Source organism: Streptomyces sp. NPDC052064 (assembly GCF_055585925.1).
Genome location: NZ_JBVJJE010000010.1, coordinates 79,229 through 105,222 on the forward strand (window position 1 = coordinate 79,229; position 25,994 = coordinate 105,222).

The window sequence follows — 25,994 nt, forward strand, 5'->3', positions numbered from 1 at the left end:
CTACGTGCATCCGTGCGCCCCTACGGAGAAAGGATTCGGCGAGCCGTAGGCAGATTCCACTGGGCAGGACATGAGGCGAGCATCAAGTCGGTGCGACCGCACCAATATCCCGTGTGCCAACTGAGGCAGGTGGTATTCGATGAGCGGCTCCGTTCCCGGACCGGCCCGAGATTGGACAGTGGGCACTGCTCCAGGCATATTCCCATTCATCGGCCACGGTATCGATTTGGTCCGTCGACCGCTGGCTTTTTTGAATTCTTTACCCGGTCACGGGGATCTGGTCGAGATACGACTGGGCCCGCAGCGTGCCTGGATGGCGTGTCACCCGGACTTGGTCAACCAGGTGCTCAGGGATCCGCGCACGTTCGACAAGGGCGGCCCGCTCTACGACAGGTTGCGGATGCTGCTGGGGGACGGTGTCGGCACCTGCCGCCATCAGGATCACCGGCGCCAGCGCAGGATGCTCCAGCCCGAGTTCCGCAAGGCCCGCGTCGCCGACCACGTGCGCATGATGGGCGAGGAAGTGGAGTCGGTGTGCCGCGCATGGCAGGCCGGGCAAGTGGTCGACGTCAGCGCGGCCATGCTGGACCTGTCCACACGCGTGGTCAGCCGCGCCCTCTTCTCCGACTCGCTCGGCACCGCGACGGCCGCCGAGATGCGCACGTGCCTGGCCACCGTGGTCCGCGGCATGTTCGTCCGGACGGTGATGCCGGTCGACGCCCTGTTCCGTGTTCCCACGCCGGCGAACCGGCGTTACCGGCGCGCTTCCGACCGTCTGCGCGCGATCGTCGACGCGGCCATCGCCCAACGTCGGCGAAGCGCTCCCCATGACGACCGCGACGACCTGCTCGGGACCCTGCTGGCGGCCACGCGGGCCGACGGCGGGGAGACGGCGATCACCGATCAGGAAGTCCACGGCCAGGTGATGACGCTGATGTTCGCCGGCGCCGAGAGCACCGCCCTGTGCCTCTCCTCCGCCTTGGAGCTCCTGGGGCGGCATCCCGAGGAGGAACGCCGCCTGCACTCCGAAGTCGACGCCGTGCTCGCTTCAGGGCAGCCGCCCGGCCCCGACGAGCTGCCGCGCCTCGTCCACACCCGGTGCATTCTCACCGAGACCCTTCGCCACCGCCCGCCCGGCTGGCTCTTCACCCGCGTCACCACGCGGGAGACGGAGCTCGCCGGGCACCGTCTCCCGCAGGGCGCCACCGTCATGTTCAGCCCGTACCTCCTGCACCACGACCCCGCCCTGTTCTCCGACCCCGATCGTTTCCTCCCCGACCGCTGGCTGTCCGGGCAGGCCGTCGCGGCCCCGCCCGGAGCGATGATTCCGTTCGGTGCGGGCAGCCGGAAATGCATCGGAGAGACACTCGCGCTGGCGGAGGCCACGGTGACCGTCGCGTTCATCGCCCGGCACTGGAGGCTGCGTCACCTGCCCGGCTACACCGAACGGCTGCGCCCCGCGGCGTCGTTGGGGCCGAGGGGACTGGTGATGGTCAGCGAACCCCGAGCGAGGCGGCCGGTGGGCACACCGCCTCGGGCGGATTCCCGCACACCCGGGACAACTGTCGTGCCCGTCATCACAACTCCCGAGCGGCAGGTGGCCAATGATGTCCGCGACGCATGAGGAAATCACGCTTGCCGCGCAGGACGGAGTTCCGGTCGTCGATCTGAGGGACCTGATCGACGCGAACCTCTACATGCCCTTCCCTTTCCAGCGCAATCCCCACGCGTCCCAAGCTGCGGCAGGCGTCGAGGAATGGCTGAGCACCTGGGGGCTGACCGATGACCCGGCGGTGGCGGCCATGATCTCCTGTACACGCCCCGCCGAACTCGCGGCCTACAACAGTCCGACCATGGATTCCGGGCTCCTCCAGATCATGGCCAACCAGATCGCCTACCAGTTCATCTTCGACGACCGTGCGGAGGATGTCGGCCGGCACACGCCGGGCCGGCTGCTTCCCATGCTGTGCGAGAGCCTCGCGATCCTGCGGGACGGCCAGCCGCCCACCACCCGGCTCGGGGCGGCCCTGGCCGACCTCCAGCGACAGGTACGGGAACGGTGCACACCCGCTCAGGCCGCACGATGGGCCTGGAACAGCCGTGAGTACGTGCACGGCCTGCTGTACGAAGCGGTGGCCCAGACCCAGCCCGCCTCGGTGGGAAGCGGGCTGTGCCGGTCCATTCGCTCCCTCATCGCGGGCGTCGAGCCGTTCTACCCGCTGTGCGAGGCCGCGCAACCGTGCGAACTGACGCCGGAGGAGATCCATCACCCCGACATGCGACGCCTGAGCCGGCTGTCGGCCGACGCGGCGGTGTGGATTCCCGACCTCTTCTCCGCGGTGAAGGAACAGCGGGCGGGCGGCGTGATCAACCTGGCCCTCGCCTACCAGCGGACGCACCGGTGCTCCCTGCCGGTGGCCGTCACGCTGGCCACATGGCACATCAACAGCACGATCCGCGAGTTCGAGGAACTCTACGGTGAGCTCAGGCCGGAGTTGACCCCGTCCGGAGTCGGCTACGTGGAGGGCATGGCCGGCTGGATCCGCGGTTGCTACTTCTGGTCCCGCACCGTGCCGCGGTACGCGGACACGATGGCGGCACCCGCGGTGCTCTGATCCGGTGCCCGACCGGTCGTTTCCACCACAGGGGTCCCGAGAGGGGTGGAAACGCAGCAGACTACCCGAAAGGCTAAGACCCGAACCGCTCCTGCGGGAAATTCACCCTCTCTGTCGACCTGCTGTTCCTACCCGGCCAAGGGGCGTGCACGAGGGCGTACGCTCGCCCCGTCCGGCGGGGAGCAACGACAGGAAGCGGTAGACCACATGGCCCATGGGCTGCGGCAACCGATCAACGATCACCGGCCGCTACTCGAACGCGACGAGGAACTCCGGGCCACCGAGCACGCGTTGGCGGAGCTCCGTGACACCGTCGACGGCGTGCCCCAGGTACCGCGCGGCGGGATTCTCGCCTTCACCGGCGAGGCCGGGCTGGGCAAGACGACACTCATCGCGGCGGTGCGCGCCCGCGCCGCCGCCCTCGGGTGCACGGTGTTCTCCGGCAAGGGTGGCGAGAACGAGCGGGGGATGGCGTTCCGCGTCGTCCGCCAGGCCATGCAGCCCATCCTGGCCAGGATGAGCGAGACGGAGCGTCGGGATTTCCTGGGCAGCTGGTACGACATCGTCGGCGCCGCGCTCGGTCTCGAGGCGACGGACCCTGCTCGGATGCCGGACCCGACCGGAGTACGCGACGGCCTCGACTGGGTCATGACGCGCCTGACGATGTTGAACTCGCCTGTCGTTCTGCTCCTGGACGACCTGCACTGGGCCGACGCCGAATCCCTGGACTGGCTCGCCTCCTTCGCGCCCCGGGTCGCGGACATCCCACTGCTGATCGTCGTCGGCTACCGGCCCGACGAACTTCCCTCCGAGGCGACCTCTTTCCGTACGCTCGTCGAACGCCACGAGCAGCGCCCGCACGTGCTGTCTCCGCTCGGCGAGGCCGGTGTGGCGCGGATCATCAGGGACGAAGTGGGTGAGGAAGCCGAGGACGAGTTCTGCGGCGAGTGCTGGACGGTCACCGGCGGAAGCCCCTTCGAGGCCGTCGAACTGGCCATCAGGCTCCGCGAGCGGAAGGTGAGGGGCACCCAGGACGAAGTGCCCGTGATGCGGGACCTCGCCGCGGCGGTCAAGGGCCCCGGCCTGATCGAGCGCCTCAAACGGCTCGGTCCGGGCACCGTCCGCTTCGCGTGGGCCGGCTCTGTCCTGGGTGGGCCCTTCTCACCGGAGGTTGCCGCCGACCTCGCGGTGGTCGGCAGCGAGGAGGCCGCCGAGGCGGCCGAGAAGCTGCGCGCCCGCCGCATCCTCAAGGACGCCGACGAGCCCGCGGGCGGCCTGGAGTTCGTCCATCCGCAGATCGCCACGACGATCTACCGCGACATCCCTCCGAGCCTGCGGGTCGGCATGCACAACGCGGCCGCCCATGCCGCCCAGGTGGTCGGGGCCGACCCCACCGTTGCCGCCCGGCACCTGCTGGAGGTTCCCTGCGACGGCCGGCCCGAGGCGGTCGCGTGCCTGCGCGCCGCCGCGCGTGAGTACCTCCGCGCCGGGGCCCCGGAGGCCGCCCGGCGCGTGCTGACCCGAGCGCTGCGGGAACCGCCCCCTGCCGAGGACCGCGCCGCCCTTCTCCACGAGCTGGCCTGCTCCACTTTCCTGATCGAGCCCACGGCCACGGTCAGCCATCTCCGGGAGGCGCTGACGGAGCCGGGAATCGACCCCGACCTGCGCGCCTCCATCGTCTACCGGCTGACCCAGGCGCTGGCCCACACCGACCGGCTGACCGAGGCCGCGACCGTGGCCGCCGACGAGGCGCGGCGCGCCACCAATGCGCGCGTCAAACTGCGCATGCAGGCCGATCACTTCGTATGGAGCGCGTTCCGTGCCGACGAGCCCGACTCGTCCGCCCGCTCGCGCCGGCTGGCGCGGCTGGCGGACAAGCTGACCGGCCGAGGCCTGGAGGAGCGCCACATCCTCGGTCTGCGGGCGTGGGACGCCCTCGTGCGCGGCGAGCCGCGGCGGACCGCCCTCGGTCATGCCGAGGATGCCCTCCGCGGAGGGATGAGCTGGACCGACGAGAACCGCGGCTTCGAAGTGCCCGTCGCGGTCGCCCTGCTGTTCATGTACTGCGACCAGCCACGGCGGGCCGAAGAACTCTTCGCCGAGGGTATGGCCGAGTGCGAGCACATGGGGTGGCACGGCTCCCATCTGGCGCAGGGCCGGACGCTCCTGGGCTATATCCGCTACCGCCGTGGCTGCCTGCCCGAGGCGGAAGAACTCGTCCGGGCCGGGCTGCACACCGCCGAGCGCGTCGAAGGAGCGGTGCCCGCCCAGTGGTTCGCCATCGGCATTCTCATCCAGACCCTGCTGGCCCGTGGGCGGACCGGTGACGCGCGCCGACTCGCCGACAGCTACCACTACGGCGACGTGGTCCCCAACGCCGTCATCTTCCCCGATCCCCGCACGGTGTACGCCGACCTGCTCCTGGCGGAGGGGCGTCTCACTGAGGCGGCGTGGCTGTTGTCCAAGGTCGGGAACTGGCTGGAGGCGCGGGACTGGCGCAACCCCGCGTGGTGCCCCTGGCAGCTGGGACTGGCCTCGGCACTCGCCCGCACCGCGCCCGACGAGGCGGTTCGCCATGCCCAGGACGCCGTCAGGCGGGCCCGCGACTTCGGTGCGGCGTCCGCGATCGGCCAGGCGCTGCATGTCCAGGCGGAGGTGACGGGCGGGCAGGCGGCGCTCGATCTGCACACACAGGCCGTCGACCATCTGGAGCAGTCACCCGCCGCGTACGAATTGGCCCGTGCCCTGGTGGGCCACGGTGCCGCGCTGGCCCGCAACGGCCGTCTGCACGACGCCGCCGACCGGCTCTACCAGGGTTTGGAGGGCGCGGTGCACTGCGGTGCCGAGGGTCTGGCCGCCCGGGCCAGGCGGGAACTCTCCGCCGCGGGACTGCGCCCGCTGCCCCTGCGCTACCCACAGACGGACATGCTGACGGCCCAGGAGCGAAAGGCCGCCGAGATGACGGCACTGGGCCACCCGGCACCGGTGGTCGCGAAGGACCTGCGGCTCACCGAGCAGGGCGTACGGCAACTGCTGTCCGCCGTGTACCGAAAACTCGGCACGGACGCATCCGGCCTCCCCGACGCCCTGTCGAACCGCTCCCGACACGAGCGGTAGCGGTCGGGAGCCCGGCCACTCACCCCGGCTGTCCACCGGCGCCCGACCACACGTCCCGACCGCCGGTTCGCTCACCGCACCTTCGAATTGTGCTGCGCCCGATGCCCCATCGACTCCCAGAACCTCCGCAGCTCCGTGAGATTCGTGCGGCGTTGCCAGGGGGCCTTGGGCCGCCGGAACGGGGAGCGGGACAGGAGGGTGGACTGGGCGCGGCAGAAGGCCTCGCCGAGTTCCACTCGGTGGCCGTCGAGGTCCTTGGACGGGTACGGGCACAGTTCGAAGGCGCAGTCGTCGCGGCAGTTGGAGCCCGCCTGGGAGGACGCCGTGCGCGGCGCGGTGGTGCGGACCGGGTCGAGTGGCGAGCGGTCCAGGGTGAGGCAGGGCGGCAGGTCGGGCCGGGCGGTGTGCTGGAGTCGCCGGATGCGGTCGGTGGGCCAGTCTCCCCGTTCGGCAATGTTCAGGAGCAGCAGCACGTCGGCGAGGAGTTGCTGCGCGCTCGGGTGCAGGGCGCTCCAGCCCGTGGACGGCGGGATCCAGAGGTTGTGCTTGCGTTGCTCGCCCCGGGCCGTCTGGGAGCCGACGTGGGCGGCGACGCCCGACTCGTCGATCCACAGGAACCGTTCCGGCTGCCCGGTCTCCAGGGCCCAGACGCACAGTTTCCCGGCCGCCGTGACGAACGGGTGCTCCGGCTCTCCGTCCGGGCGGGCCAGCCACTGACGGACCTGCTGGGCGGGATCGGACCCGTGACCGCGGAAGGGATGCCCGGCCGCAGCGCCGTCGGGCAGGTCCCACAGGGTCAGCGCGTGCAGCAGCGTGAGGCGGGTGAACCAGAACCGGGCGCGCTTGAGCATGTCCCAGGCCTGCTCGCTCAGGTACTCGCGGGCTTCGGGCCGGGCGTGCGGATGCCGGTGCCTGCGGTTCGCCGCGAACTTGAAACCCTGGGCCAGTGCCACCTCCACGTTGAGGTCGAGCGCTTGGGACGCGTCGGCGCTGTCCTCCGGGACGCCCACGCGTCGTACCCAGCTCTCCAGGAACGCGTACGGGGTGTCCTGGTGCCGGTGGGTGGTGACCGACCCGACGAGCAGCGGGATCAGCCAGGCGCACAGGGTGTTGTCCCGCCACTGCCGTTCCTCGGCCTCGCGGTCCTCTCGCTCACGTCGGCGCTCCTGGCGTCGCTGCTGCTCACGCTCCTTCAGTTCCCTCTTCATGCGGGCGACCTGGCCTTCGCCCTGCCGGCGGAGCCTGGTCTCCTGCTCCCCCACCTCCTCCGGCTGCTGCCCGTCCCAGAGTTTCTCCCGCCAGTCGGGCTCCCGCTCCATCCGCAGGCCCTGGACGATCTGCGGTCCGCGCAGCCTCGGCTGGAGCGCGGTGAAGGCGAGGTCCCCGCCGGCGCCGATCTCCTGGGCGATGGCCAGACGGACGGCGTAGGAGGGTTCCAGGCGGGCGATCTCGAACAGTTCCAGATACGCGGGGCGGAGGGTCTGCCGCTGTGCGACCCCGCGCATGGCTTCGCCGAACCGGGTCACGAGCAGGGCCTTCGCGGTGCGCAGGGTGTGCGGGTCGCGGGCCCGCAGGTCCGGCCAGGACGTGCACAGTCGCATGGCGATCAGGTGCTGGTCCGGCTGGGCGTCGACGCTGTCGATCTCCAGGGCGGCCGCGTACAGCTCCAGGGCCTTGCTGTGCAGGGTGCGGCCGAAGAGGGGGCGTACCTGGTGCTTGTCGTCGTTGTCGTGCCCGGTGTTCCTGACCGTCTGCGCCTGGCAGGCGGCCTCCATCAGCAGGTCCCGCGCGGCGCTCACCGGGCACCACGGTGTCCCGTCGGAGCCCGCCGCGCCCGGCTCCTCGTGGACGCACGCGCCGTCGGGCAGCCGGGAGTGCAGCACCATGGCGATCAGCAGCTCCCGGCCCGGTCTTTGCAGGGCCGCCGGGAAGTACGAGCCCTCCGTCGGCTGTGCCGGGACGTCCGGGTGGATCACCGCGTTCAGGAAGCGGGCCCCCAACTGGGCCTGGATCACGCTGTGCTGGAAGCGGACGCGGTCACCGCCGAGCTCGACCAGTTCCATCCGGGCACCCCAGTGGGCGGCGAGCCTGAGGTCGATGCCGCTGTCACCGACCCTGCGGGCCAGCTCCCGGACGATCTCGGGGAAGCGGGAGCGGGCCGGATCGCGCTCGTCGACGACGTCGGCGAACCGGACCTCGGAGGTGTCGAGGGCGAGTCCCACGCACGCCAGCGCGGAGAGGTAGTGCACGGTCGACCGGCGCTCCTCCGGGGAGAGCGGCAGATGCGGCCCGAAGCGGCCGCTGATGAGGGCGCTGAGCCAGGTCTCGAACAGGTGGAACCTCAGCGATGCCCGGTCGCCGCCCCGCGTCTCGACGGCCTCCTCCTCCGCGGGGCCGGCGAGGGCGCGCTCCAGCAGTCCCTGCTCGTGCAGTTCGGCGGCGATCTCCAGGTAGGTCGGGGCCTCAGCGATGCCGGCCCGTTCGACGATCCAGTCCAGCCGCTGCCGGTCCTCACCGGCGCTCCCGGACGAGATGTAGGTGAGGGCGGCCTCCTCGCTGAGCGGTTCCAGCTCGGTGAGGGACGCCTCCATGCCGCGCAGCGAGTCGTGCGGCCGGGAGGTGATGATCAGCGGCAGCCCCTCCTCGTTGGCGCGGCGGATGGCCAGCCGGATGATGGTGTCGCGTTCCTCGGTCAGGTCCTCGGCGGTCAGCGCCTCGTCCAGGCCGTCCGCGAGCACCACGATCCGTCCCTGCTGGCACAGCCGCCGCCACACCTTCTCCGCCTCGGCACCGGAGCGGATGTTCGCCTGCACCTCCCGGCAGAAGCGTTCGAAGGCCAGTTCGCGGAAGTCGAGGCTCGTGTCGGCGGCGCGCAGCCGCAGCGGCACGGGCACCGCCCCGCGCTCCGCGAGCCGCTGCGTCAGCAGCACCACCAGCGCCGTCTTACCGGTGCCGATACCGCCGACGACGACGTGCGTACGACGGAAGCGGCAGTCCCGCAGATCCTCCATGAGGACGGAGCAGAGCTGGTCCCGGCCCACGACCCGCCCGAAGATGCCGCCTGCGGTCTCCACGAGTGCGTGGGGCTCCTGGCGTGCCTTCCGCAGGTAGGCCCGGCGCACATGGCTGAACCGGAAGAACAGGTAGGTGACGGTGGCCAGGGCGAGGGTGAGGAAGGGCATGAAGAGGGACTGGAGGACGGCGCAGCTGAAACCATCCTTTTCGCACTGTTTGTCCACCCATGCGGTGGGTGACCCGAAACTCTCTTCCTGCGACAGCGTGATGATGGCCGTGACAACCAGGAGCAGCAGGAGCATCGCCCCGAGGAAGGTCAGCACCAGCAGCGTCACGTACCCGCCGCTCTTGCGGACACGCCAGGTCCTGGTCCGGCCGTAGCCCTGCCGCATCAGCCGGCGCCGGTGCAGCGCGCGGCGCGCACCGAGCCCGTCGCGGAACATACGCCCGAGCGGTCGCGACAGCCCTCCTCCTTCGCGTCGCGGGGCAGCAGGACCCTGGGGAGCACGCGTACCACCGTTCACCCTGTGAGGGTTCCGCGCCGACGGGTTCCCGGGCGCCCGCGGGCGGCAGATTCACCCGACGGGAACCTTCGGGGCCCCGCCACCCGGCCGTATGCCGTCACACCGGCACGCGCGCAACTTTCGCCGGTGCAGGACCACTTGACGCTGAACCGTTTCACTGGTTCCCTCGAAAGGCTGCCTATGGGAGCGCTCCCATCCACCCCCCACGTGAAAGGGACCCCGTGCAGACCTCCCCCCATCCCTCCCCCAGACGCGCCCTGCCCGCTCTCCTCACCACCGTGCTGCTCGCCTGCCTGCTGTCCCTGGCGGGTGGCTCTCCCGCGCAGGCCGCGGCGGGAGACGGCTCGGTGTCCGATCCCAACATCGCGTACGTCGGGCGCTGGGACACCTCCTCCGGCACCGCGGCCGTACCCAACTGGACCGGCGCCTACCTCCAGACCGGCTTCACCGGTACCACGGTGAAGGTCAAGGCCAGGAACGCGGTCAATTTCTACGCCAGCATCGACGGTGGCCCCGACGTCTTCCACGCCGGTGTGCGCGGCACGGTGAACCTCACTCCCCGGCCGCTCTCCCCCGGCACCCACACCCTGCGCCTGTCCTACCGCTCCGGTGACACCGTCTTCCAGGGTCTGGTCTTGGACTCCGGTGCGCGGACCGTCGCCGCCGGCGCCCCGTCCGGGCTGGTCGAGTTCGTCGGCGACTCCATCACGGCGGGAGCCCTCACCGACCGGCTGGCGCTGGACTCGTACGCCTGGAAGACCGGGGAGCGGCTGGGGATGCGGCACACGCAGATCGCCCGGTCCGGGTACTGCCTGGTCGCGCAGTCGGGGTGCACCGGTCTGAGCGGGCAGTTCTTCAGGACGGCCAGCACCGGCGGCGTGGCCTGGGACTTCTCCCGGTACCGGGCCGACGCGGTCGTCATCAACCTCGGAACCAACGACATCGGGCACGGCGTGTCCGGCGCCGCCTTCCGGTCGGCGTACACCACGTTCCTGCGAGACGTGCGCGCCAAGTACCCCACGGCGCACCTCTTCGCGGTGCAGACGCTGAAGAAGCGCTACGTCACCGAGACCAGGGCCGCCGTCAGCGCCCGCAACGGCGCCGGTGACGCCCGGGTGCACTACGTCGACACCACGGGCTGGCTCACCGACGGCGCCCACTACGAGGACGGCAACGGGCATCCGAACGAGGCGGGTCACACCAAGTTCGCCGAGCGCCTGGCCCCGGTCATCGCCGCCCGGCTCGGCAGCGGCGCCACGGTGAAGGCGGCGGCTCCGGGGCAGCCCGGCGACCCGAACATCAAGTTCGTCGGCCGCTGGGACACCACCAGTTCCGCCACCGCCTACACCCCGTACTGGGCGGGCGCCTACTACCGGGTCGGCTTCACCGGCAGGACCGTCAAGCTGAAGCAGCGGGGCACGATCGACCTGTGGGCGCGGATCGACAACGGGCCGGTGAAGTTCTACGACGACGTCAAGGGGACGGTGAACCTGACTCCGACGGCCCTCGCCGCCGGCAATCACACGCTCCAGGTCAACTACCAGGTGGTCGCCGGTTCCTACCGGGGCGACGCGGTGTTCCAGGGGCTGGTCCTCGACAGTGGTGCGACGACCTTCGCACCGCCGGCCCCGGCCAAGCTGGTCGAGTTCGTCGGCGACTCGATCACCGTGGGCACGACGTCCTCGCAGAACGCCCGTACCGCGTACGGCTGGCTGATCGGGGAGCGGCTGGGTGTCGAGCACACGCAGATCGCGCAGGGCGGGGCGTGCCTGGTGGCCGCGGCGGACGGCTGCGTGGGTCTTGAGCGGCAGTTCACCAAGCTCAACCCGAACGCCGCGACGCCCGACTGGAACTTCTCCCGCTACCGGGCCGACGCGGTCGTCATCAACCTCGGAACCAACGACGTCGGGCACGGGGTGAGTTCCGCGCAGTTCCAGTCGGCTTACAGCAGTCTGCTGCGCAAGGTCCGTGCGGCGTATCCGCAGGCGTGGATCTTCGCGCTGGAGACGTTCCGCGGGCGCTACGTCCCGCAGACCGAGGCCGCCGTGAAGGCCGCCGTCGACGGCGGTGACGCGCGGGTCTCCTTCGTCGACACGACCGGCTGGCTGGGCTCGGGCGACCTGACGGACGCGGTGCATCCCAACGACCGGGGGCACCGGGTCATCGCCGACCGGCTGGCGCCGGTCATCGCCGCGAGGATCGGGGCGTAGCGGCCCCGGGGGCGGGCCTCACATCGAGCCGGGGCCCGCCCCTCCCTTGAGGCGTTCCAGGTCGGAGGGGCGGACCTGGATGACGATCAGGGCGATCAGCGCGGCGACGGCGGTGAAGATCGCCGCCATGATGAAGGAGGCCGAGACGCCGGCGGTGAGGATCTCGTCGGACCAGGGTTTCGGCAGTTGCCCGGTGCGTTCGAAGCGCAGACGCTCGGCGGGGGTCGCCTGCTGGAGGAAGAGCGGGATCTGCTTCTCCGCCTCGTTGGTGCTGGCCGTTCCGTACATGGTGACCAGGATGGACAGGCCGAGGGAGCCGCCGACCTGCTGGGTGGCGTTGAGCAGCCCGGAGGCCGCGCCGGTCTCCGGCGTGGGCACGTTGGACAGCGCCATGAGGGTCAGCGACACGAACTCCATGCCCATGCCGAGGCTGAAGACGAGCATCGGGCCGAGGACGCTGCCCGCGTAGGTGGAGTGCACGTCGGTCAGGGTGAGCCAGGCCAGCCCGGCCGCGGCCAGGATCGCGCCGATCACCATGAACGGCTTGGGGCCGTAGACGGGCAGGAACCGCGAGGCCAGTCCGGCGCCGATGGCGATGACCGCGCTGACCGGCAGGAAGGCCAGTCCGGCTTCGAGAGGGCTGAACTCCAGCACGTTCTGCACGAAGAGCGTGAGGAAGAAGAACATGCCGAAGATCGCGGCGGCCAGGCACAGCATGATGCCGTAAGTGCCCGCGCGGTTACGGTCGGCGAACATGTGCAGGGGCGTGATGGGCTGTCTGGAGCGCCGCTCGATCAGGATGAAGCCCACCAGGACGACGACCGCCGCGGCGAACGAGGCGAGGGTGAGTGCGTCGCGCCAGCCGTCCTGCGCGGCCCTGATGAAGCCGTAGACGAGCAGCACCATGCCCACGGTGGAGGTGAGCGCGCCGGTGATGTCGAAGCGCCCGGGGTGGCGTTCGGACTCCTTGATCCAGCGCGGGGTGGCGAGCACGATGAGCAGGCCGATGGGCACGTTGACGAACAGCACCCACCGCCAGTTCAGCCACTCCACCAGCATTCCGCCCGCGAGCAGACCGATCGCACCGCCGCCCGCCGAGACCGCGGCGAAGACCCCGAAGGCGCGGTTGCGTGCCGGTCCTTCGCGGAAGGTGGTGCTGATCAGGGCGAGGGACGTCGGGGAGGCGATGGCGCCGCCGACGCCCTGGAGGGCGCGTGCGCCGAGGAGTTGACCGGAGTTCTGGGCGAACCCGCCGAGCAGGGAGGCGAGTACGAAGAGCAGCACACCGAAGATGAAGACGCGCCGCCGTCCCAGGATGTCGCCCGCTCTGCCGCCGAGCAGCAGCAGGCCGCCGAAGGTGAGGGTGTAGGCGTTGACCACCCAGGACAGGCTCGTGGTGGAGAAGTCGAGCGAGCTCTGGATGTGCGGCAGCGCTATGTTGACGATGGTGATGTCGAGAACCACCATCAGCTGGCACGAGGCGATGACGAACAGCGCCATCGCGTTCCCGCCACCACCGGATTCCCTGGTGGTGGTCGCCTGTGGTGAAGCCGGCTGCGGGCTGCTGCCTGCGGTGTCCACCGTTCGACGGTACGCCCGCGTCCTGGGCCTCACCACTCGGCTGAGCGCGGCCCTCGCGGCCGTCCCCGACCCGGCCCGCGGCCCGAACCGGAAATCCCGGAGTATGCGGTGATGATGATCCGTTCACGGCGGTCCGGCGGGCCGCGACGGCCGAGTGAGAGCGACAGTGATCCGCGTTCACGTGGCGTGCCGTAGGGCGAGGAGGTCGCCGTCCGGGGCGAGCTGCGGGTGCGGCTGCCGGAGTGCCGGATGCCGCTGATGACGTTCGCCGATCCCGAGTTCGCGCCGGCCTCGCTGGGCGCCGGAGCGCACCCGCCGCTCCCGCGCGAGGTGGAGGTGCTGCTGCTGACCGCCGACGGCACTCCCACCCGGGAGATCGCCGAGCGGCTGTGCGTGTCCGTGGCGGCGGTCCGCAACCACCTGTCGGCGATCACCAGGAAGACGGGCGGAGGCAATCGGATCGATGCGATCCGGATCGCCGCGGAGTCGGGCTGGGTGTGAACCGGGCAGGTCATCGAGGTGAACCTGCCCGGCCCCCGCGGGCCCTCGCGCCCTCGGCCTCCCGGTCAGCGGCCGCCGCGGATCAGGCCCGTCAGATAGCGCCACAGCGAGGAGCGCTGCCGGGCGGACGGGTCCGGAAGGACCTCATCGGCCACCTGCGCCCCGGGACCGTCCGCCGACGGCGGCGCGGGCGCAGCGGAGAGTTCGTACCGCACGGGCAGCGAGCGCAGGCCGCGCATGAACGGGGAGGAACGCCAGGGCAGTTGGTCGGCGGGCAGAGCGAGGTCGAGGTGGTCGAAACGCTCGAACAGCCGCCCCACACCGGCCGCCGCGACCGTCGAGGCGAGCTCCCGCGCCGGGCACTGGCGCGGTCCGGCTCCCCAGGACAGGTGCGCCCGGGTGCTGATGGTGGTGCCGGAGGCGACGTGGTCGGCGAAGAGCGGGTCGGCGTGCGCGGCGGCCGAGGAGACCCACACCGGGTCGCCGGCCCGGATCGTGTAGTTGCCGAGCGGGGTGTCCTCGGCCGCGAAGCGTGGGACGAAGTTCACCAGGGGCGGCTTGCGCATGACCACCCGGTTCATGCTCTCCCTGACCATCCCGGCGGACAGGCTGGCGCGCACGCTGCCCTCACCCGAGATGACCTCCACGACGGTGTTGGAGATGAGGATGCCGACGTGGTCGGAGGTCATGCCCAGCAGCATGAACAGCTCGCGGGCCAGCTGGTCGAGCGACAGGTCCGGGTGCGCGGCCAGCAGGTAGGAGGGGAAGTCGTCGCCCGGCTTCTCCAGCTTCGTCGCGGCCAGTTCCGCCAGCGTCGCGAGCAGGCGCTCCAGTGCGGCTTCCGCGTCCGGGCCCGCGTCGAGCACGCGCCACATGTCCATCAGCGCGTCGTCGCCCTGCGAGCCGGGGAAGCCGAGCAGATGGCTGGCCACCATCAGCGGCAGCGGCCGGGAGAACTGCGCGGACAGGTCCGCCACGCCCGTCTTTCCGCCCTGTCCGACCAGGGTGATCAGCTCGTCGGCGTAGGCGGTGACGGCGGCCTTGAGGCGCTTCGCCTGGGGGTGGCGCGGGTCCTGGAACGGCTTGAGGGCGACGTCCCACGCCGTCCGCAGTGGCCGGTAGCCGGGGCCGCCCTGGATCAGGATGTGGTTGACCTCCAGGGACGGGCCGAGCGGCCAGTCGGCCGGCACCCGGCCCTCGGAGCGGGCCCGCCAGTTCTCCAGCCCCTTCGGGAAGCCGTCGTTGTCCTGGAGGACCTGGAGCGCCTCGCGGTAGCCCAGGACCAGCCAGGCGGGTACGCCGAGCAGATCGACCGGTGCGACCGGGCCGTGCTGCTGCCTCAGCCGCTCGTACACGAGCGCGGGGCGCGTCTCGTAGTCCCGGGTCAGCAGCGGTTGGGGACTCAGCGTCTCCAACCGCGTGTCGTCCAGGTCCACGGATCCGCCGTCACCCCACTGGGATTCCATCGTCTTGCCACCCTCCGACACGCCCCGTACCGGCACACCACCAGCCGGTAACCGGAAACGGTGGGGACCCTACCCCAGACGCGACCGGCGGGTAACGACCGGGGGGGTGGATCAAACGGGGTGGCCCTGCCCGTGTCGTGGATCAGGCCGCGGTGTAACCGAGTTGGCGCCGCATGTAGGGCGTCATGAGGGTCTTCGCCTTGGCCAGGGTGGTGGTGCGGCTGCCGAGGACCGCCGACTCGCCGCCCGGTACGGGCAGCACGGTCAGTCCGTCGGCCGGACCGAACGGCACGATGAGCGGGGTGCGCTGGATCGGCCGGTAGAAGCGCGGCTCCTTGCGATGCTTGCCCGAACTCTGCAGGTAGGCGCGGATGTTGTGGGCGGCGATGTCCGCCTGGGCGAGGGCGGCGGGTGTGATCTTGAGTTCGCTGACGTCGTTGACGTCGCCGACGGCGAACACGTCCAGCCTGCCCTCGACCCGGAGCGTCCGGTCGACCTTTACGTGTCCGTCCCTGTTCAGCCAGTCGCCGTGTCCGGCCAGGCGGAGCCAGAGCGTGTTGGGTGTGGTGCCCGTGGCCCAGAAGGACAGGTCGGCCTCGACGATGTTGCCGCGGCCGTCGCGGTAGGTGCCGAAGTCGTTGCCGGGCGACATGAACGAGTCGAGCCGTACCTCGATGTCATGGGATTCCAGCCACGCGAGGGCCTTGCGTCCCGGCCGCGTGCTGCCCGTGGAGTCGAGCAGCGCCGGTCCGGAGTGGGCGAGCGTGACCCGGGCGTCCGGCCGGGCGAGGCGGACCTCCGCGCTGAGTTCGACGCCCCCGGGGCCGCCGCCGACGACGAGGACGTGCTCGGCCGTGGCGACGTTGCGCTGGTGTTCGGCGAACGACTTGGCCGCCTCCTCGACGGTGGTGCCCACGAAGCGGGCCGGCTCGGGATAGTCGGCGCCGGTGGCGATCACGACCACGTCGTAGGGCAGCCGCTCGCCCGTGGCGAGGACGACCTGCCGCTCCGCGGTGTCGATCCGGACGGCCTTGCCCGCGACCACGCGGCCGTGGTGCAGCAGCCGGTCGAACGGAATGAAGGGCGTGTGCGTCCACTCGGGGCGCACCCCCGCGCGCAGGGAGGCGACGCGGTGGAAGAAGACCTCCTTGCGGTCCACCAGCGTGACCCGGGCCGTCCCGTCCAGCCGCTTCGCCAGCCGGACACCGCCATAACCGCCGCCGATCACGACTACATCGCCGTCGTACACACCGAGTCTCCTGTGCCTGGTGGGGGGTGCGAGTGCCGCCGCGGAACGGGCCCCGCTCGGATCGACCCCCGGCGGCCACTCGACTGACGGTGAGATTAGCGCTTGAAAATTAAAGGAATCCCGAGGTTCCGTGCATGTTCCGTGAAGAGATCGGCACCCTGACCGGACGTCACTTCCCCCAGATCTTCCGATACGCCTCCCGGTAGCCCGACGGATCCCACGCCGTGGCGCCTTCGCTGTTACCGGCCGTCGCGATGTGGACGGGGGCCGTGTACCCGCTGGCCGGGCGGCCGGAGAAGGCGCGGTTGAACTCGTCGACGATCTGCCAGCCCTGGAGGGACAGCGGTTCGGGCACGGTGGCGGCCTGGTACTGCCTGCTGTTGATGCGCTGGAAGGCCGACGGGTCGCCGTCGCCCGCGCCGATGTTGTAGGGCGGCCCCGAGCCCTTCTCGCCGGCCGCGCGGAAGGCGGGGGCGGCGTCGGCGAAGTACAGGTCGTTGATGGCGACGGAGTGGGTCCACCGGTCCCGGAACCGGGAGAGCAGCGAGGAGATCTCCCGCGGGGTGCGGCTGCTCGCGTCCGGGATCGGGATGTTCTCGACGGAGAGCAGCCGCACTCCGCGGCAGCCGGCGAGTTCCTTCCTGATCAGGTCGGACTTGTTCCTGGCGAAGGGGATCGACGCGTCGGTGATGAGCACGACCCCGGCGCGGCCGTCCGAATCGGAGATGATCCACTGCGCGCTGATGCGGGCCACGTCCTGGACGCGGGTGGTGACGTTGGTGAAGAGGTCGGGCTGCCGGCTGGGGCCGGGCTCGGGGACCGCGTGCCAGCCGATGAGCGGGATGCGCTGCGCGTTGGCCCTGGCGACATGCTGTGCCGTCGAGTCGGGGTCGAAGCCGCCGATGACGATGCCCGAGGGCCTGAGGGCCACGGCCTCGCTCATGGCCGCCTGGATGCCGGCCGGGGTGCCTCCGCCGTCGATCACCCGGACGTTCCACCCGATGACCCGCGCGGCTTCCCGCACCCCGTTCGCGGCGCCCGCGACGCCGGGGTTGGTCATGGTCTGGGCGACGTAGACGATGGTCTTGCCGGACACCGCCTCCGGGCCGCTGGTGGGTCCGCCCCAGGGAGTGTCGGTCCGCTCCGCCCGGGCGACGGCGGCCTGGGCCCTGGCGTGGACGTCGGGGCAGCCGCTCGGGCCCGTCGTGGTCTCGTCCGCGCCGTCCGACGAACCGCGTTCGCAGCCGACGAGGGCGGTCGCCGCCGCCAGCAGGGCGCAGCAGGCGAGCCGCGCGGTGCGGGCTCCGGGGGCGGCCTTGCGGTTGTGGTGCACGGGGGACGCTCCTGTGAGGGGATCGGCGCGACGGGACGTGCCGAGGGGTCAGCGGGGTGTGCCTGCCGTGCCGCCCTCCGGTGGCGGGGAGGACGGTGGCGGAGGTGGCGCGGCGGGTGTGTCGCGGGCCGCGGCGCCGCCGCGCAACCGGCGGCGGGCGGCGTATCCGGCCAGGCCCACGGCGATGAGCAGGGTGCCGCCATGGAACAGCGGCACCGTCCAGAAGTCGGCGCCCAGCTGGGCGATGCCGGTGAGGCCGACAGCCAGGACGGCGACGGCGACGAGGGTGCCGAGGGCGTTGGGCCGGCCGGGTTTGACCGCCGTGGAGCCGAGCAGGGCGCCGACGAAGGCGGGCAGCAGGTAGTCCAGGCCGACGCTCGGGTTGCCGATCTGCTGCTGGGCCGCGAGCAGCACACCCGCGAAACCGACGATCAGCCCCGAGGCGGCGAACGCGTAGACGGTGTAGGTGCGGGTCGGGATGCCGACGAGGTCGGCCGCGCGCGGATTCGATCCGACGACGTACAGGTACCGGCCGAGCGGCAGTCGCTCCAGCACCAGCCAGAGGACGCCCGCGAGGGCGAGCACGTAGAAGGCGGGGACCGGCAGGCCGAGGAACGCGGAGTCGTAGAGGTCGGTGAACGCGGGCGGGAGGCCCTGCGGACCGGGGACGATCCGGCTGCCGTCGGTGATCCAGCCGGTCACGGCATACATCATGCTGCCGGTACCGAGGGTGGCGATGAAGGAGTCGATCCGGCCGAACACGACGATGACGCCGTTGAGGACGCCGACGGCCAGCCCTCCGGCGAGCACGGTGAGACAGGCCAGCGGCCAGGGCCAGCCCCCGTCGACGACGAGCTGCATCACCATGACGTGGGCCAGCCCGAGGCCGTAGCCGATGGAGAGGTCGAACGCGCCGGTGACGATGGGCACCATGGCGGCCAGCGCGAGGACGGCCGGGATCGACTGGGTGGACAGGATCGAGTCGACGGTGTCCAGGGTGGGGAAGGTGTCCGGCAGGGCGAGGGAGAAGACCAGGTAGAGCAGGGCGGTGAGGGCGAGCAGGCCGTAGGCGCCGATGTGGTGTCCGCCGGGGGCGCGCAGACGCCCGGGGCGGGCCGGTCCGCCCGGTCGGCGCCGTCGTGGTGGGGGCGAGGAGGGGGAGGGCGGTTCGGTCATGGGTTCGTCGCGGCCGTGGGCGGGGGCACGGCCGAGGCCGCCCGGGTGAGTCCGGTTACGGTGAGGGCGCCGCCGCTCAGCTCGGCCGTCACGGACCCGCGGACGAAGACCAGGGTGCGCCCGCACACGCTCGCGACCTCCTCGAAGTCGGTGGACAGGAGCAGGACCGCGAGGCCCGCCGACAGCCCCTCGTCGAGCAGGCGGTGGATCGCGGCCTTGGCGCCGATGTCCACGCTCGCGGTCGGCTCCTCGAGGATCAGCAGCCGCAGCTCCGTCCGCAGCCAGCGGCCGATCATGACTTTCTGCTGGTTCCCGCCGGAGAGGGTGGCGATGGGGGCCTCGCTGTCGCGGGGGCGCACCGAGAACCGGTCGATCAGGGCGGCGGCCTGGGCACGTTCGCGGCGGGGACCGAGCCAGCGCGGCGCCGGCCGGCCTCCCGCGCGGGGATTGGCCAGGAGGTTCTCCCGCACGGTCAGCTCGGCGAGACAGCCCTCCCGCAGCCGGTCACCCGGCACGAAGCCGACGCCGAGAGCGACGGCCTCCGCGACCGTGCGGGGGTGATAGGGCTGCCCGTGGAGTACGGCCCGCCCGCCGAGAAGGGGCCGGGCCCCGGCGAGGGCACGTCCCAGGTCCGTGTGACCGGCATCCGAGAGGCCGACCAGGCCGAGGACCTCTCCGGCAGCCAGTTCCAGGCTGACCGGTCCGGCCAGGGGGGTGTGCACGGAGTCGAGGGTCAGGACGGGTGGTGTGGCTGCCGGGGTTGTGGCCGGGCGGGCGGCGGCCGGAGTGGCGGCGTGATCGGTGGCCGGAGTGCCGGCGGAGGGGGCGGCAGGTGAGGTCCGGGTGGGGCGGGTGGCAGGCCGTTCGTCCTCCTCGCCGACGATGTCGTGGACCAGGCGGGCGGGGCTGTGGCCCGCGAGCCGGCCGTCGCTGACGAGGCGGCCGTCGCGCAGTACGGCGAAGGTGTCGGCGACCTGGTAGACCTCGTCCAGGCGGTGGCTGACGTAGAGGATGGCGTGGCCGCGGTCGCGCAGGTCGTGCAGGACGCCGAAGAGCCGGGCGCTGTCCGCGGCGGGCAGGCGGGCGGTCGGCTCGTCGAGGACGATGAGCTTCGCGCGGGCCGCCAGGGCCCTGGCGATCGCGACGAGCGAGCGCTCGGCCGGTGCGAGCCGGGAGACCGGCGCGTCGGGGTCGAGGTGCCCGGCGACGATCCGCAGCGCGCCGACGCAGCGCTCGCGGGTGCGCCGCCAGGAGATCAGCCCGGCCCGGCGGGCGTATCCGGTGGTCAGGGCGATGTTCTCGGCGACCGTCATCCACTCCACGAGACCGAGGTCCTGGTGGATGAACGACATGCTCCGCGACGCGGCAGGGCTGCCGAGGGGCTCGCCGTCCACGGTGATCTGTCCGGCGTCGGCGGGGTGGACGCCAGCGAGGACCTTGATGAGCGTGGACTTGCCGGCGCCGTTGGGCCCGAGGAGGGCGAGCACGCTGCCGGCGTGGACGTCGAGGTCGACCCCGGCCAGCGCGACGGTCCCGCCGAACCGCTTGCCGAGCCCGCGGATACGGAGCAAGGGCTCCGGCCCGAAGGGTGAAGCCGCCTTCACCGGCGTCTCAGGAGCGTCGCACACCCGATCAAATTACATCATTTCGGGCACCTTTCGGCCGCTGTGGCTCCCACGCGGGTCGGCGGACGCGTCACGCGGCGTCGAGCCCGCATTCGGCCCAGATGACCTTGCCCTCAGGGAGGTAGCGCGTGCCCCAGCTCTGCGAGAGCTGCGCGACGAGGAACAGGCCGCGTCCGCCCTCGTCGGTGCTGGCCGCCCGGCGCAGATGGGGGGCGGTGTTGCTGGCGTCGGAGACCTCGCAGATCAGGGTGCGTCCGTACAGCAGCCGGACCCGGATGGGCCCGGTGCCGTGCCGGACGGCGTTGGTGATCAGCTCGCTGAGGATCAGCTCCGCGGCGAACGCGGTCTCGTCGAGCCCCCAGTCGGACAGGCGGCGCGTGGCGGAGGCCCGGACCTCGGCGACGAGCGCCGGGTCGGCAGGCAGCTCCCAGCCGGCGATCCGGTCGGGGTCCAGGGCGTGGACGCGGGCCACGAGCAGGGCGATGTCGTCGTGCGGGTGCGCGGGCGCCACGGTGTCCAGGACCGCCTGGCAGGTCTCCTCCGGTGCACGATCCGGATGGGCCAGGGCCACGCGCAACTGCTCCAGGACCACGTCCACGTCGCGGTGCCGGTCCTCGATGAGTCCGTCGGTGTAGAGCACCAGCTGACTGCCCTCGGGGACGTCGATCTCGACGGTGTCGAAGGGCAGGCCCCCGAGACCAAGCGGGGGCCCGGCCGGGAGGTCCGGATAGGACACGCTGCCGTCGGGGCGGACGAGTGCGGGCGGCGGGTGGCCGGCGCGCGCCATGAGGCACCGCTGCACGGTCGGGTCGTAGACGGCGTACAGACAGGTCGCGCCGATGACCCCGGCGCCCTTGCCGTCGGGGTCCTCCCGGTCCAGACGGCCCACGAGGTTGTCCAGGTGGGTGAGGACCTCGTCCGGGGAGAAGTCGAGCTCGGCGAAGCTGCGTGCGGCCGTGCGCAGCCGGCCCATGGTGGCCGCGGAGAGCATGCCGTGCCCGACGACGTCGCCGACGAGGAGCCCGACGCGGGCGCCGGAGAGCGGGATGACGTCGTACCAGTCCCCGCCCACGTCGGACTCGGCGGGCAGATAGCGGTGGGCGACCTCGACGGCGTCCTGGTCGGCCAGCCCGTGCGGGAGGAGCCTGCGCTGGAGGGCCAGGACCATGGTGCGTTCGTGGGTGTAGCGGCGGGCGTTGTCGATGGACAGGGCCGCGCGGCTGGCGAGTTCCTGGGCCAGCGAACGGTCGTCGTCCCCGAAGGAGCTCCCCGCGCGGTAGAAGCTGGCGATGCCCAGGACGACACCGCGCGCGAGCAGGGGCACCGCGATGAGGGAGTGGACGTGGGCGAGCAGGCGTGCGGTGTGCTGGGGGTCCTGGGCGAGCCAGCCCGCGGCGGCCTTCAGGTCCGGTTCCAGCACCGCCTCGCCCCTGGTCAGGCAGCGCAGCTGGGGCGCGGTCGGGCCAAAGTCGATGCGCTTGCCGGGCGGCGTGAAGGGCAGACCCTCGCGGACGCCGTGCAGCACCGTGCGGCGCAGGTCTGCGAGGGGGTCGGCGGACTCCTCGCCGCGCAGGACGGCATCCGGCAGGTCGATGGTGACGAAGTCGGCCAGGCGCGGGACCGCCGTCTCGGCCAGCTCCTCGGCGGTGCGGCGCACGTCCAGGGTGGTGCCGATGCGGGCGCTGGCCTCGGACAGCAGCTCCAGGCGCCGGCGCGCGGCCAGGGCGTAGGCCCCGACGTGCGGCTCCCCCACCATCACGAGCCCCCGGGCCGGGAACGGGGAGCCGAGGCGGTCCTCCACTGCGCCCCTGCCGCCGTCGGCCGGACCCCTGCCGCCGTCCGCAGCACCGCTGTCGCCGTCGGCCGTGGCGGCGACACCGGACTCCACGGCCCCCCGCTCACCGCCGGCAGAGTCCCCTCCGCCGCCCGCAGCGCCCCTGCCACCGTCGGCCGCGACGGTGACACCGGACTCCACGGCCCCCCGCTCACCGCCGGGCGCGACGGCCGGAACAGCCGCGGCAGCGAGGTGCCCGGGCGGCAGGATGATCGACGGTCGTGCGGGCCGTGGGGCGGTCGAGAGGGCGGCGAGGTCCGGCAGCTCGTTGGCCTGGTGCGGGAGGACGAGGGACTCCCCCGCCGAGGCACCGGACAGCACGGCCTCGATGGCGAAGCCCCGCACCCCGGAGGCGCTGGTCATCGGGCGGCTCACAAGCGTCACCCGCCGGCCGCCGGGCAGGGTCACGTCGACGGCGGCCTGTTGCCCGCGGGAGATCAGCTCGGCGGCCCTCTCCCTCAGGATCGCCTGGTCACGGGGGTGGAGATCGTCGGCCAGTGCGTCCAGGGCGACGCCGTGGTGCAGGCTGGCCTCGCCCGCGGTGGCCCAGTACGTCCGCAGCAGGGCGCGCTCGTGCGCGGAGCTCTGCCCCAGCAGCCGCCGTTCGATGTTCTCGGCCGCCCGGCGGATCGCCGCGCTCAGCGCGGGCTGCTCGAAACCGCGCGGATAGCCGAAGCACAGGACGCCCTCGATGCGTCCGCTGAGCGGGTCACGGACGGGCATCGCGACGCAGGCGCTGCCCTGGGAGCGTTCCGCGAAGTGCTCGGCACCGTAGACGCGGATGAGCTGCCGCTCCGCCAGGGCGAGGCCGATGCCGTTGGTGCCGGCGACCTGCTCGGCGAAGACGAATCCCGGGACCCGCTGGATCGCCGGGAGCCTCCTGGCCATCGCCGGGTCCCCGAAGCGGCGCAGCAGGACCGTCCCGTTCGCGTCGGCGACCGAGATGTTGACCTGGCTGCCGGAGAACGCGTCCTGGAGCCGGTCGAGCACGGGCACGGCCGCGCGGACGATACGGCCCCCCGGGTCGAAGTCCTCCCGGTAGGGGAGGTCGGTCTGGTCCGGCGACAGACCCAGGGACCGGGAGCGCTGCCACGAGTTCAGGATGGACGTCCGTACACCCGCGTCGATCGGCTCGCCCTGGAGAAACCGCTCGCGAATCCGGGCGGGTCCCGTGCGGTCAGTCGCACGCCCCGCCTGCTTGGGTTCCTCGCCGGACCGAACCACGCTTCGCCTCGCTTGCGCCCGCGATCATCCGCTGCTCGGAAGAGAATCTGGCATTGTTGAGGATACGGGCATTAGGGGCAGGCGTCACGGTGCGCCAGATCCGTTCGGGCACCGCACGGGACGGCTCCGGCCCGGCGGACCACGCTCACCCCAGGAAACTCAACCGCACCTTGCGCTCGGGATTGTCCCTGTTCGTGTCCACGAGGCACACCGACTGCCACGTCCCGAGCTCCAGCCGGCCGCCCAGCACCGGCAGGGTCGCGTGCGGTGGGACGAGGGCCGGCAGGACGTGGTCGCGACCGTGGCCGGGACTGCCGTGCCGGTGCTGCCAGCGGTCGTCGGCGGGCAGCAGGGTGTGCAGTGCGGCAAGGAGGTCGTCGTCACTGCCGGCGCCGGTCTCGAGAACGGCGATTCCGGCCGTCGCATGCGGGACGAAGACGTTGAGGAGGCCGTCACGCCCGGCCGCCGCCTCCCGCAGGAAGGACTCGCAGTCGCCGGTGATGTCGACGACCCTCTCCGTGGAACCGGTGCTGACGTTCAGAACTCGGGTGGTGAAGACATCTGACATGCCCCCATCCTGACGCACTCACCGGGTTGCACCCGGCCACCCCCGCCCGGGTGGCGGTACAGGCGTCCACTGGACGAGACGCCCGTTGACCGTGCGCATGCCACCTGGCTAGATTCAGCCGCATGTTGCGTTCAGCCCTGCTCACCACGCGCGGTCACATCGACCTGCTGCGGGTGGCCTCCGCCGCGTGTCGCCGCGGCTGCTGACGCCCTCCCTCTCCTCACTTTCCGGTTCCCTCGCCCTGGTTCCGCCTGCCCGCTGAGCACCCCCGCTCTCGCGGGTGCGGCGGCGGCGAGGCGCGCCTCTTCCCGCCCTCGCTCTCCCCGTGGAGCCTTCATGAGCATCAGCCATGCCCCGCCCACGTCATCAGAACCCGATATTTCGCCTATATCGGCTCACGACCTCGATCTCCAGCCCCTCGTCCCCACCTCCTCCCGCCGCACCCGCGTCCCCCGCTGGCTGCGCCGTACCACCGGCCCCGTCCTGCTGCTGGCGTTGTGGCAACTCCTCAGCGGCACGGGCGCGTTGCAGCCGGATGTGCTCGCCTCGCCCGGCCGTATCACCCAGGTCGCCGGGGACATGGTGGCCGACGGTTCGCTGCCCGCGGCCATGGGCACCTCGCTCCAGCGGGTCGCGGCCGGGCTGCTGCTCGGCCTGGTCATCGGCACCGGACTCGCCCTGCTCTCGGGCCTGTTCCGGATCGGCGAGGACCTGGTGGACGCGCCCGTGCAGATGCTGCGGACCGTGCCGTTCGTCGGTCTCATCCCGCTGTTCATCATCTGGTTCGGCATCGGCGAGGCCCCCAAGGTCGCCATCATCACGCTCGGCGTGACCTTCCCGCTCTACCTCAACGTCTACGCCGGCATCCGGGGCGTGGACGCCCAGTTGATCGAGGCCGGGGAGTCCCTCGGGCTGTCGCGCTGGGGACTCGTCCGGCACGTCGTCCTTCCGGGCGCGCTGCCCAACGCCATGACCGGTCTGCGCTACTCGCTCGGCATCGCCTGGCTCGCGCTGGTCTTCGCCGAGCAGGTCAACGCGGACTCCGGCATCGGATTCCTCATGGTGCAGGCGCGGGACTTCCTGCGGACCGACGTGATCGTGGTCTGCCTGGTCGTCTACGCCTTCCTCGGTCTGCTCGCCGACTTCATCGTCCGCTCTCTCGAAAAGGCACTGCTGCAATGGCGACCGACGTTCACCGGCCGGTGATCCCCCAGGCGGTCCACGTCGAGGGACTCACCCGTTCCTTCGACGGCCGCGCCGTCATCGACGACCTGCGACTGGACGTCCGGCCGGGCGAGTTCGTGGCCCTTCTCGGCCGCAGCGGCTGCGGCAAGTCGACGCTGCTGCGCATCCTCGCCGGGCTCGACCGCGACATCGAGGGCACCGTGCTGGTGCCGCGCCGCAAGGCCGTCGCCTTCCAGGCGCCCCGGCTGATGCCGTGGAAGAAGGTGTGGCGCAACGTCCTGCTCGGCCTGCCCGGCAAGCCCGAACGCGCCGTCGCCGAGCAGGCCCTCGACGAGGTCGGCCTCGGCCACCGCTCGCACGCCTGGCCCAAGACCCTCTCCGGCGGCGAGGCCCAACGCGCCTCGCTCGCACGGGCGTTGGTGCGCGAGCCGGATCTGCTGCTGCTCGACGAGCCGTTCGGCGCGCTGGACGCCCTCACCCGCATCAAGGCCCAGCGGCTCGTGGGCGAGTTGTGGCAGCGCCGGGGCTGCGCGGTGCTCCTCGTCACCCACGACGTGGAGGAGGCCGTGCTCCTCGCCGACCGCGTCCTGGTGATGGACGGCGGCGTCATCGCCCACGAGCAGCGCATCGACCTCGACCGTCCCCGCGACATCACCGACCCGCGCTTCGCCGCACTGCGCGCCGGCCTCCTCGAACGCCTCGGTGTCGAGGCGACGGCCGCCGAAGCCGCCTGACCCTTCCGCATACGCGCCAGACGTACGACCACACGCA

At 71.8% G+C, this 25,994-nt stretch carries 17 protein-coding genes; 8 read left to right on the forward strand and 9 right to left on the reverse strand.

The annotated features are described in order from the left end of the window. Positions 1–139: 139 nt before the first annotated feature. From ACZ6TU_RS26425 to ACZ6TU_RS26435, 3 genes are all read left to right on the forward strand, one after another. Positions 140–1,624: a cytochrome P450 gene (locus ACZ6TU_RS26425; RefSeq protein ID WP_467676036.1), complete on the forward strand. Its 1,485-nt coding sequence runs from the start codon at positions 140–142 to the stop codon at positions 1,622–1,624. Further along, the gene (locus tag ACZ6TU_RS26430; RefSeq protein WP_467676038.1) at positions 1,608–2,615 is read left to right on the forward strand and encodes a (-)-alpha-amorphene synthase; all 1,008 of its coding nucleotides are present in this window, start codon (positions 1,608–1,610) and stop codon (positions 2,613–2,615) included. The genes ACZ6TU_RS26425 and ACZ6TU_RS26430 overlap by 17 nt, the downstream gene beginning before the upstream one ends. Before the next feature lie 207 nt (positions 2,616–2,822). Beyond that, complete coding sequence (locus ACZ6TU_RS26435; RefSeq protein ID WP_469551511.1) at positions 2,823–5,732, forward strand: ATP-binding protein; 2,910 nt, start codon at positions 2,823–2,825, stop codon at positions 5,730–5,732. A gap of 71 nt (positions 5,733–5,803) precedes the next feature. On the opposite strand, the gene ACZ6TU_RS26440 is transcribed toward ACZ6TU_RS26435, so the two are convergent. Beyond that, entirely contained in the window at positions 5,804–9,190 is a 3,387-nt protein-coding gene (locus ACZ6TU_RS26440) for an NACHT domain-containing protein (RefSeq protein WP_469551518.1), read from the reverse strand. 302 nt (positions 9,191–9,492) lie between these two features. Between ACZ6TU_RS26440 and ACZ6TU_RS26445 the strand changes: the two genes are divergently transcribed. Beyond that, positions 9,493–11,481 carry a GDSL-type esterase/lipase family protein gene (locus ACZ6TU_RS26445; protein ID WP_467676044.1) on the forward strand — a complete coding sequence of 663 codons (1,989 nt, stop codon included), beginning with the start codon at positions 9,493–9,495 and terminating at the stop codon, positions 11,479–11,481. An 18-nt stretch (positions 11,482–11,499) separates the two neighbouring features. On the opposite strand, the gene ACZ6TU_RS26450 is transcribed toward ACZ6TU_RS26445, so the two are convergent. Further along, positions 11,500–12,981, reverse strand: a complete 1,482-nt coding sequence (locus ACZ6TU_RS26450) for an MFS transporter (RefSeq protein ID WP_467676674.1) — start codon at positions 12,979–12,981, stop codon at positions 11,500–11,502. 330 nt (positions 12,982–13,311) lie between these two features. Here ACZ6TU_RS26450 and ACZ6TU_RS26455 point away from each other — a divergent pair, with 330 nt between their 5' ends. Beyond that, positions 13,312–13,563, forward strand: coding sequence for a response regulator transcription factor (locus ACZ6TU_RS26455; protein WP_469551521.1), 252 nt, complete (start codon positions 13,312–13,314; stop codon positions 13,561–13,563). Positions 13,564–13,628: 65 nt separating this feature from the next. Here ACZ6TU_RS26455 and ACZ6TU_RS26460 read toward each other — a convergent pair whose 3' ends face one another. The 7 genes from ACZ6TU_RS26460 to ACZ6TU_RS26490 all read right to left on the reverse strand — a co-directional run bounded on the left by ACZ6TU_RS26460 (position 13,629) and on the right by ACZ6TU_RS26490 (position 24,038). After that, complete coding sequence (locus tag ACZ6TU_RS26460; protein ID WP_469551524.1) at positions 13,629–15,029, reverse strand: cytochrome P450; 1,401 nt, start codon at positions 15,027–15,029, stop codon at positions 13,629–13,631. Positions 15,030–15,171: 142 nt separating this feature from the next. After that, positions 15,172–16,278: an FAD-dependent oxidoreductase gene (locus ACZ6TU_RS26465; RefSeq protein WP_467676049.1), complete on the reverse strand. Its 1,107-nt coding sequence runs from the start codon at positions 16,276–16,278 to the stop codon at positions 15,172–15,174. A gap of 169 nt (positions 16,279–16,447) precedes the next feature. Then, a complete protein-coding gene (locus ACZ6TU_RS26470) occupies positions 16,448–17,611 on the reverse strand; it encodes a substrate-binding domain-containing protein (protein ID WP_467676051.1) in 1,164 nt (387 codons plus the stop codon). Between the two features lie 48 nt (positions 17,612–17,659). Next, complete coding sequence (locus ACZ6TU_RS26475) at positions 17,660–18,787, reverse strand: ABC transporter permease (RefSeq protein WP_467676053.1); 1,128 nt, start codon at positions 18,785–18,787, stop codon at positions 17,660–17,662. Further along, positions 18,784–20,415, reverse strand: coding sequence for a sugar ABC transporter ATP-binding protein (locus tag ACZ6TU_RS26480; RefSeq protein ID WP_467676055.1), 1,632 nt, complete (start codon positions 20,413–20,415; stop codon positions 18,784–18,786). The genes ACZ6TU_RS26475 and ACZ6TU_RS26480 overlap by 4 nt, the downstream gene beginning before the upstream one ends. Positions 20,416–20,482: 67 nt before the next feature. Continuing rightward, positions 20,483–23,470 (reverse strand): SpoIIE family protein phosphatase, encoded by a 2,988-nt coding sequence (locus tag ACZ6TU_RS26485; protein WP_469551530.1) that lies wholly within the window; start codon positions 23,468–23,470, stop codon positions 20,483–20,485. A gap of 145 nt (positions 23,471–23,615) precedes the next feature. Further along, on the reverse strand, positions 23,616–24,038 hold the full coding sequence (locus ACZ6TU_RS26490) for a secondary thiamine-phosphate synthase enzyme YjbQ (protein WP_469551532.1): 423 nt from the start codon (positions 24,036–24,038) through the stop codon (positions 23,616–23,618). A 122-nt stretch (positions 24,039–24,160) separates the two neighbouring features. Here ACZ6TU_RS26490 and ACZ6TU_RS26495 point away from each other — a divergent pair, with 122 nt between their 5' ends. The 3 genes from ACZ6TU_RS26495 (at position 24,161) to ACZ6TU_RS26505 (ending at position 25,957) form a co-directional block, all read left to right on the forward strand. Further along, entirely contained in the window at positions 24,161–24,244 is an 84-nt protein-coding gene (locus ACZ6TU_RS26495; RefSeq protein ID WP_349817350.1) for a putative leader peptide, read from the forward strand. A 130-nt stretch (positions 24,245–24,374) separates the two neighbouring features. Beyond that, positions 24,375–25,244 (forward strand): ABC transporter permease, encoded by an 870-nt coding sequence (locus tag ACZ6TU_RS26500; protein WP_469551534.1) that lies wholly within the window; start codon positions 24,375–24,377, stop codon positions 25,242–25,244. Then, on the forward strand, positions 25,217–25,957 hold the full coding sequence (locus tag ACZ6TU_RS26505; protein ID WP_467676063.1) for an ABC transporter ATP-binding protein: 741 nt from the start codon (positions 25,217–25,219) through the stop codon (positions 25,955–25,957). Before ACZ6TU_RS26500 ends, ACZ6TU_RS26505 begins: the two co-directional genes overlap by 28 nt. The last annotated feature ends 37 nt before the right edge of the window (positions 25,958–25,994 follow it).

Excerpts from the sequence above, each read along its gene's own strand:
- ACZ6TU_RS26425 (WP_467676036.1), top strand. The coding sequence starts at position 140 with ATGAGCGGCTCCGTTCCCGGACCGGCCCGAGATTGGACAGTGGGCACT.
- ACZ6TU_RS26430 (WP_467676038.1), top strand. The coding sequence starts at position 1,608 with ATGTCCGCGACGCATGAGGAAATCACGCTTGCCGCGCAGGACGGAGTT.
- ACZ6TU_RS26435 (WP_469551511.1), top strand. The coding sequence starts at position 2,823 with ATGGCCCATGGGCTGCGGCAACCGATCAACGATCACCGGCCGCTACTC.
- ACZ6TU_RS26440 (WP_469551518.1), bottom strand. The coding sequence starts at position 9,190 with ATGTTCCGCGACGGGCTCGGTGCGCGCCGCGCGCTGCACCGGCGCCGG.
- ACZ6TU_RS26450 (WP_467676674.1), bottom strand. The coding sequence starts at position 12,981 with ATGGCGCTGTTCGTCATCGCCTCGTGCCAGCTGATGGTGGTTCTCGAC.
- ACZ6TU_RS26455 (WP_469551521.1), top strand. The coding sequence starts at position 13,312 with ATGCCGCTGATGACGTTCGCCGATCCCGAGTTCGCGCCGGCCTCGCTG.
- ACZ6TU_RS26460 (WP_469551524.1), bottom strand. The coding sequence starts at position 15,029 with ATGGAATCCCAGTGGGGTGACGGCGGATCCGTGGACCTGGACGACACG.
- ACZ6TU_RS26475 (WP_467676053.1), bottom strand. The coding sequence starts at position 18,787 with ATGACCGAACCGCCCTCCCCCTCCTCGCCCCCACCACGACGGCGCCGA.
- ACZ6TU_RS26490 (WP_469551532.1), bottom strand. The coding sequence starts at position 24,038 with ATGTCAGATGTCTTCACCACCCGAGTTCTGAACGTCAGCACCGGTTCC.
- ACZ6TU_RS26495 (WP_349817350.1), top strand. The coding sequence starts at position 24,161 with ATGTTGCGTTCAGCCCTGCTCACCACGCGCGGTCACATCGACCTGCTG.
- ACZ6TU_RS26500 (WP_469551534.1), top strand. The coding sequence starts at position 24,375 with ATGAGCATCAGCCATGCCCCGCCCACGTCATCAGAACCCGATATTTCG.
- ACZ6TU_RS26505 (WP_467676063.1), top strand. The coding sequence starts at position 25,217 with ATGGCGACCGACGTTCACCGGCCGGTGATCCCCCAGGCGGTCCACGTC.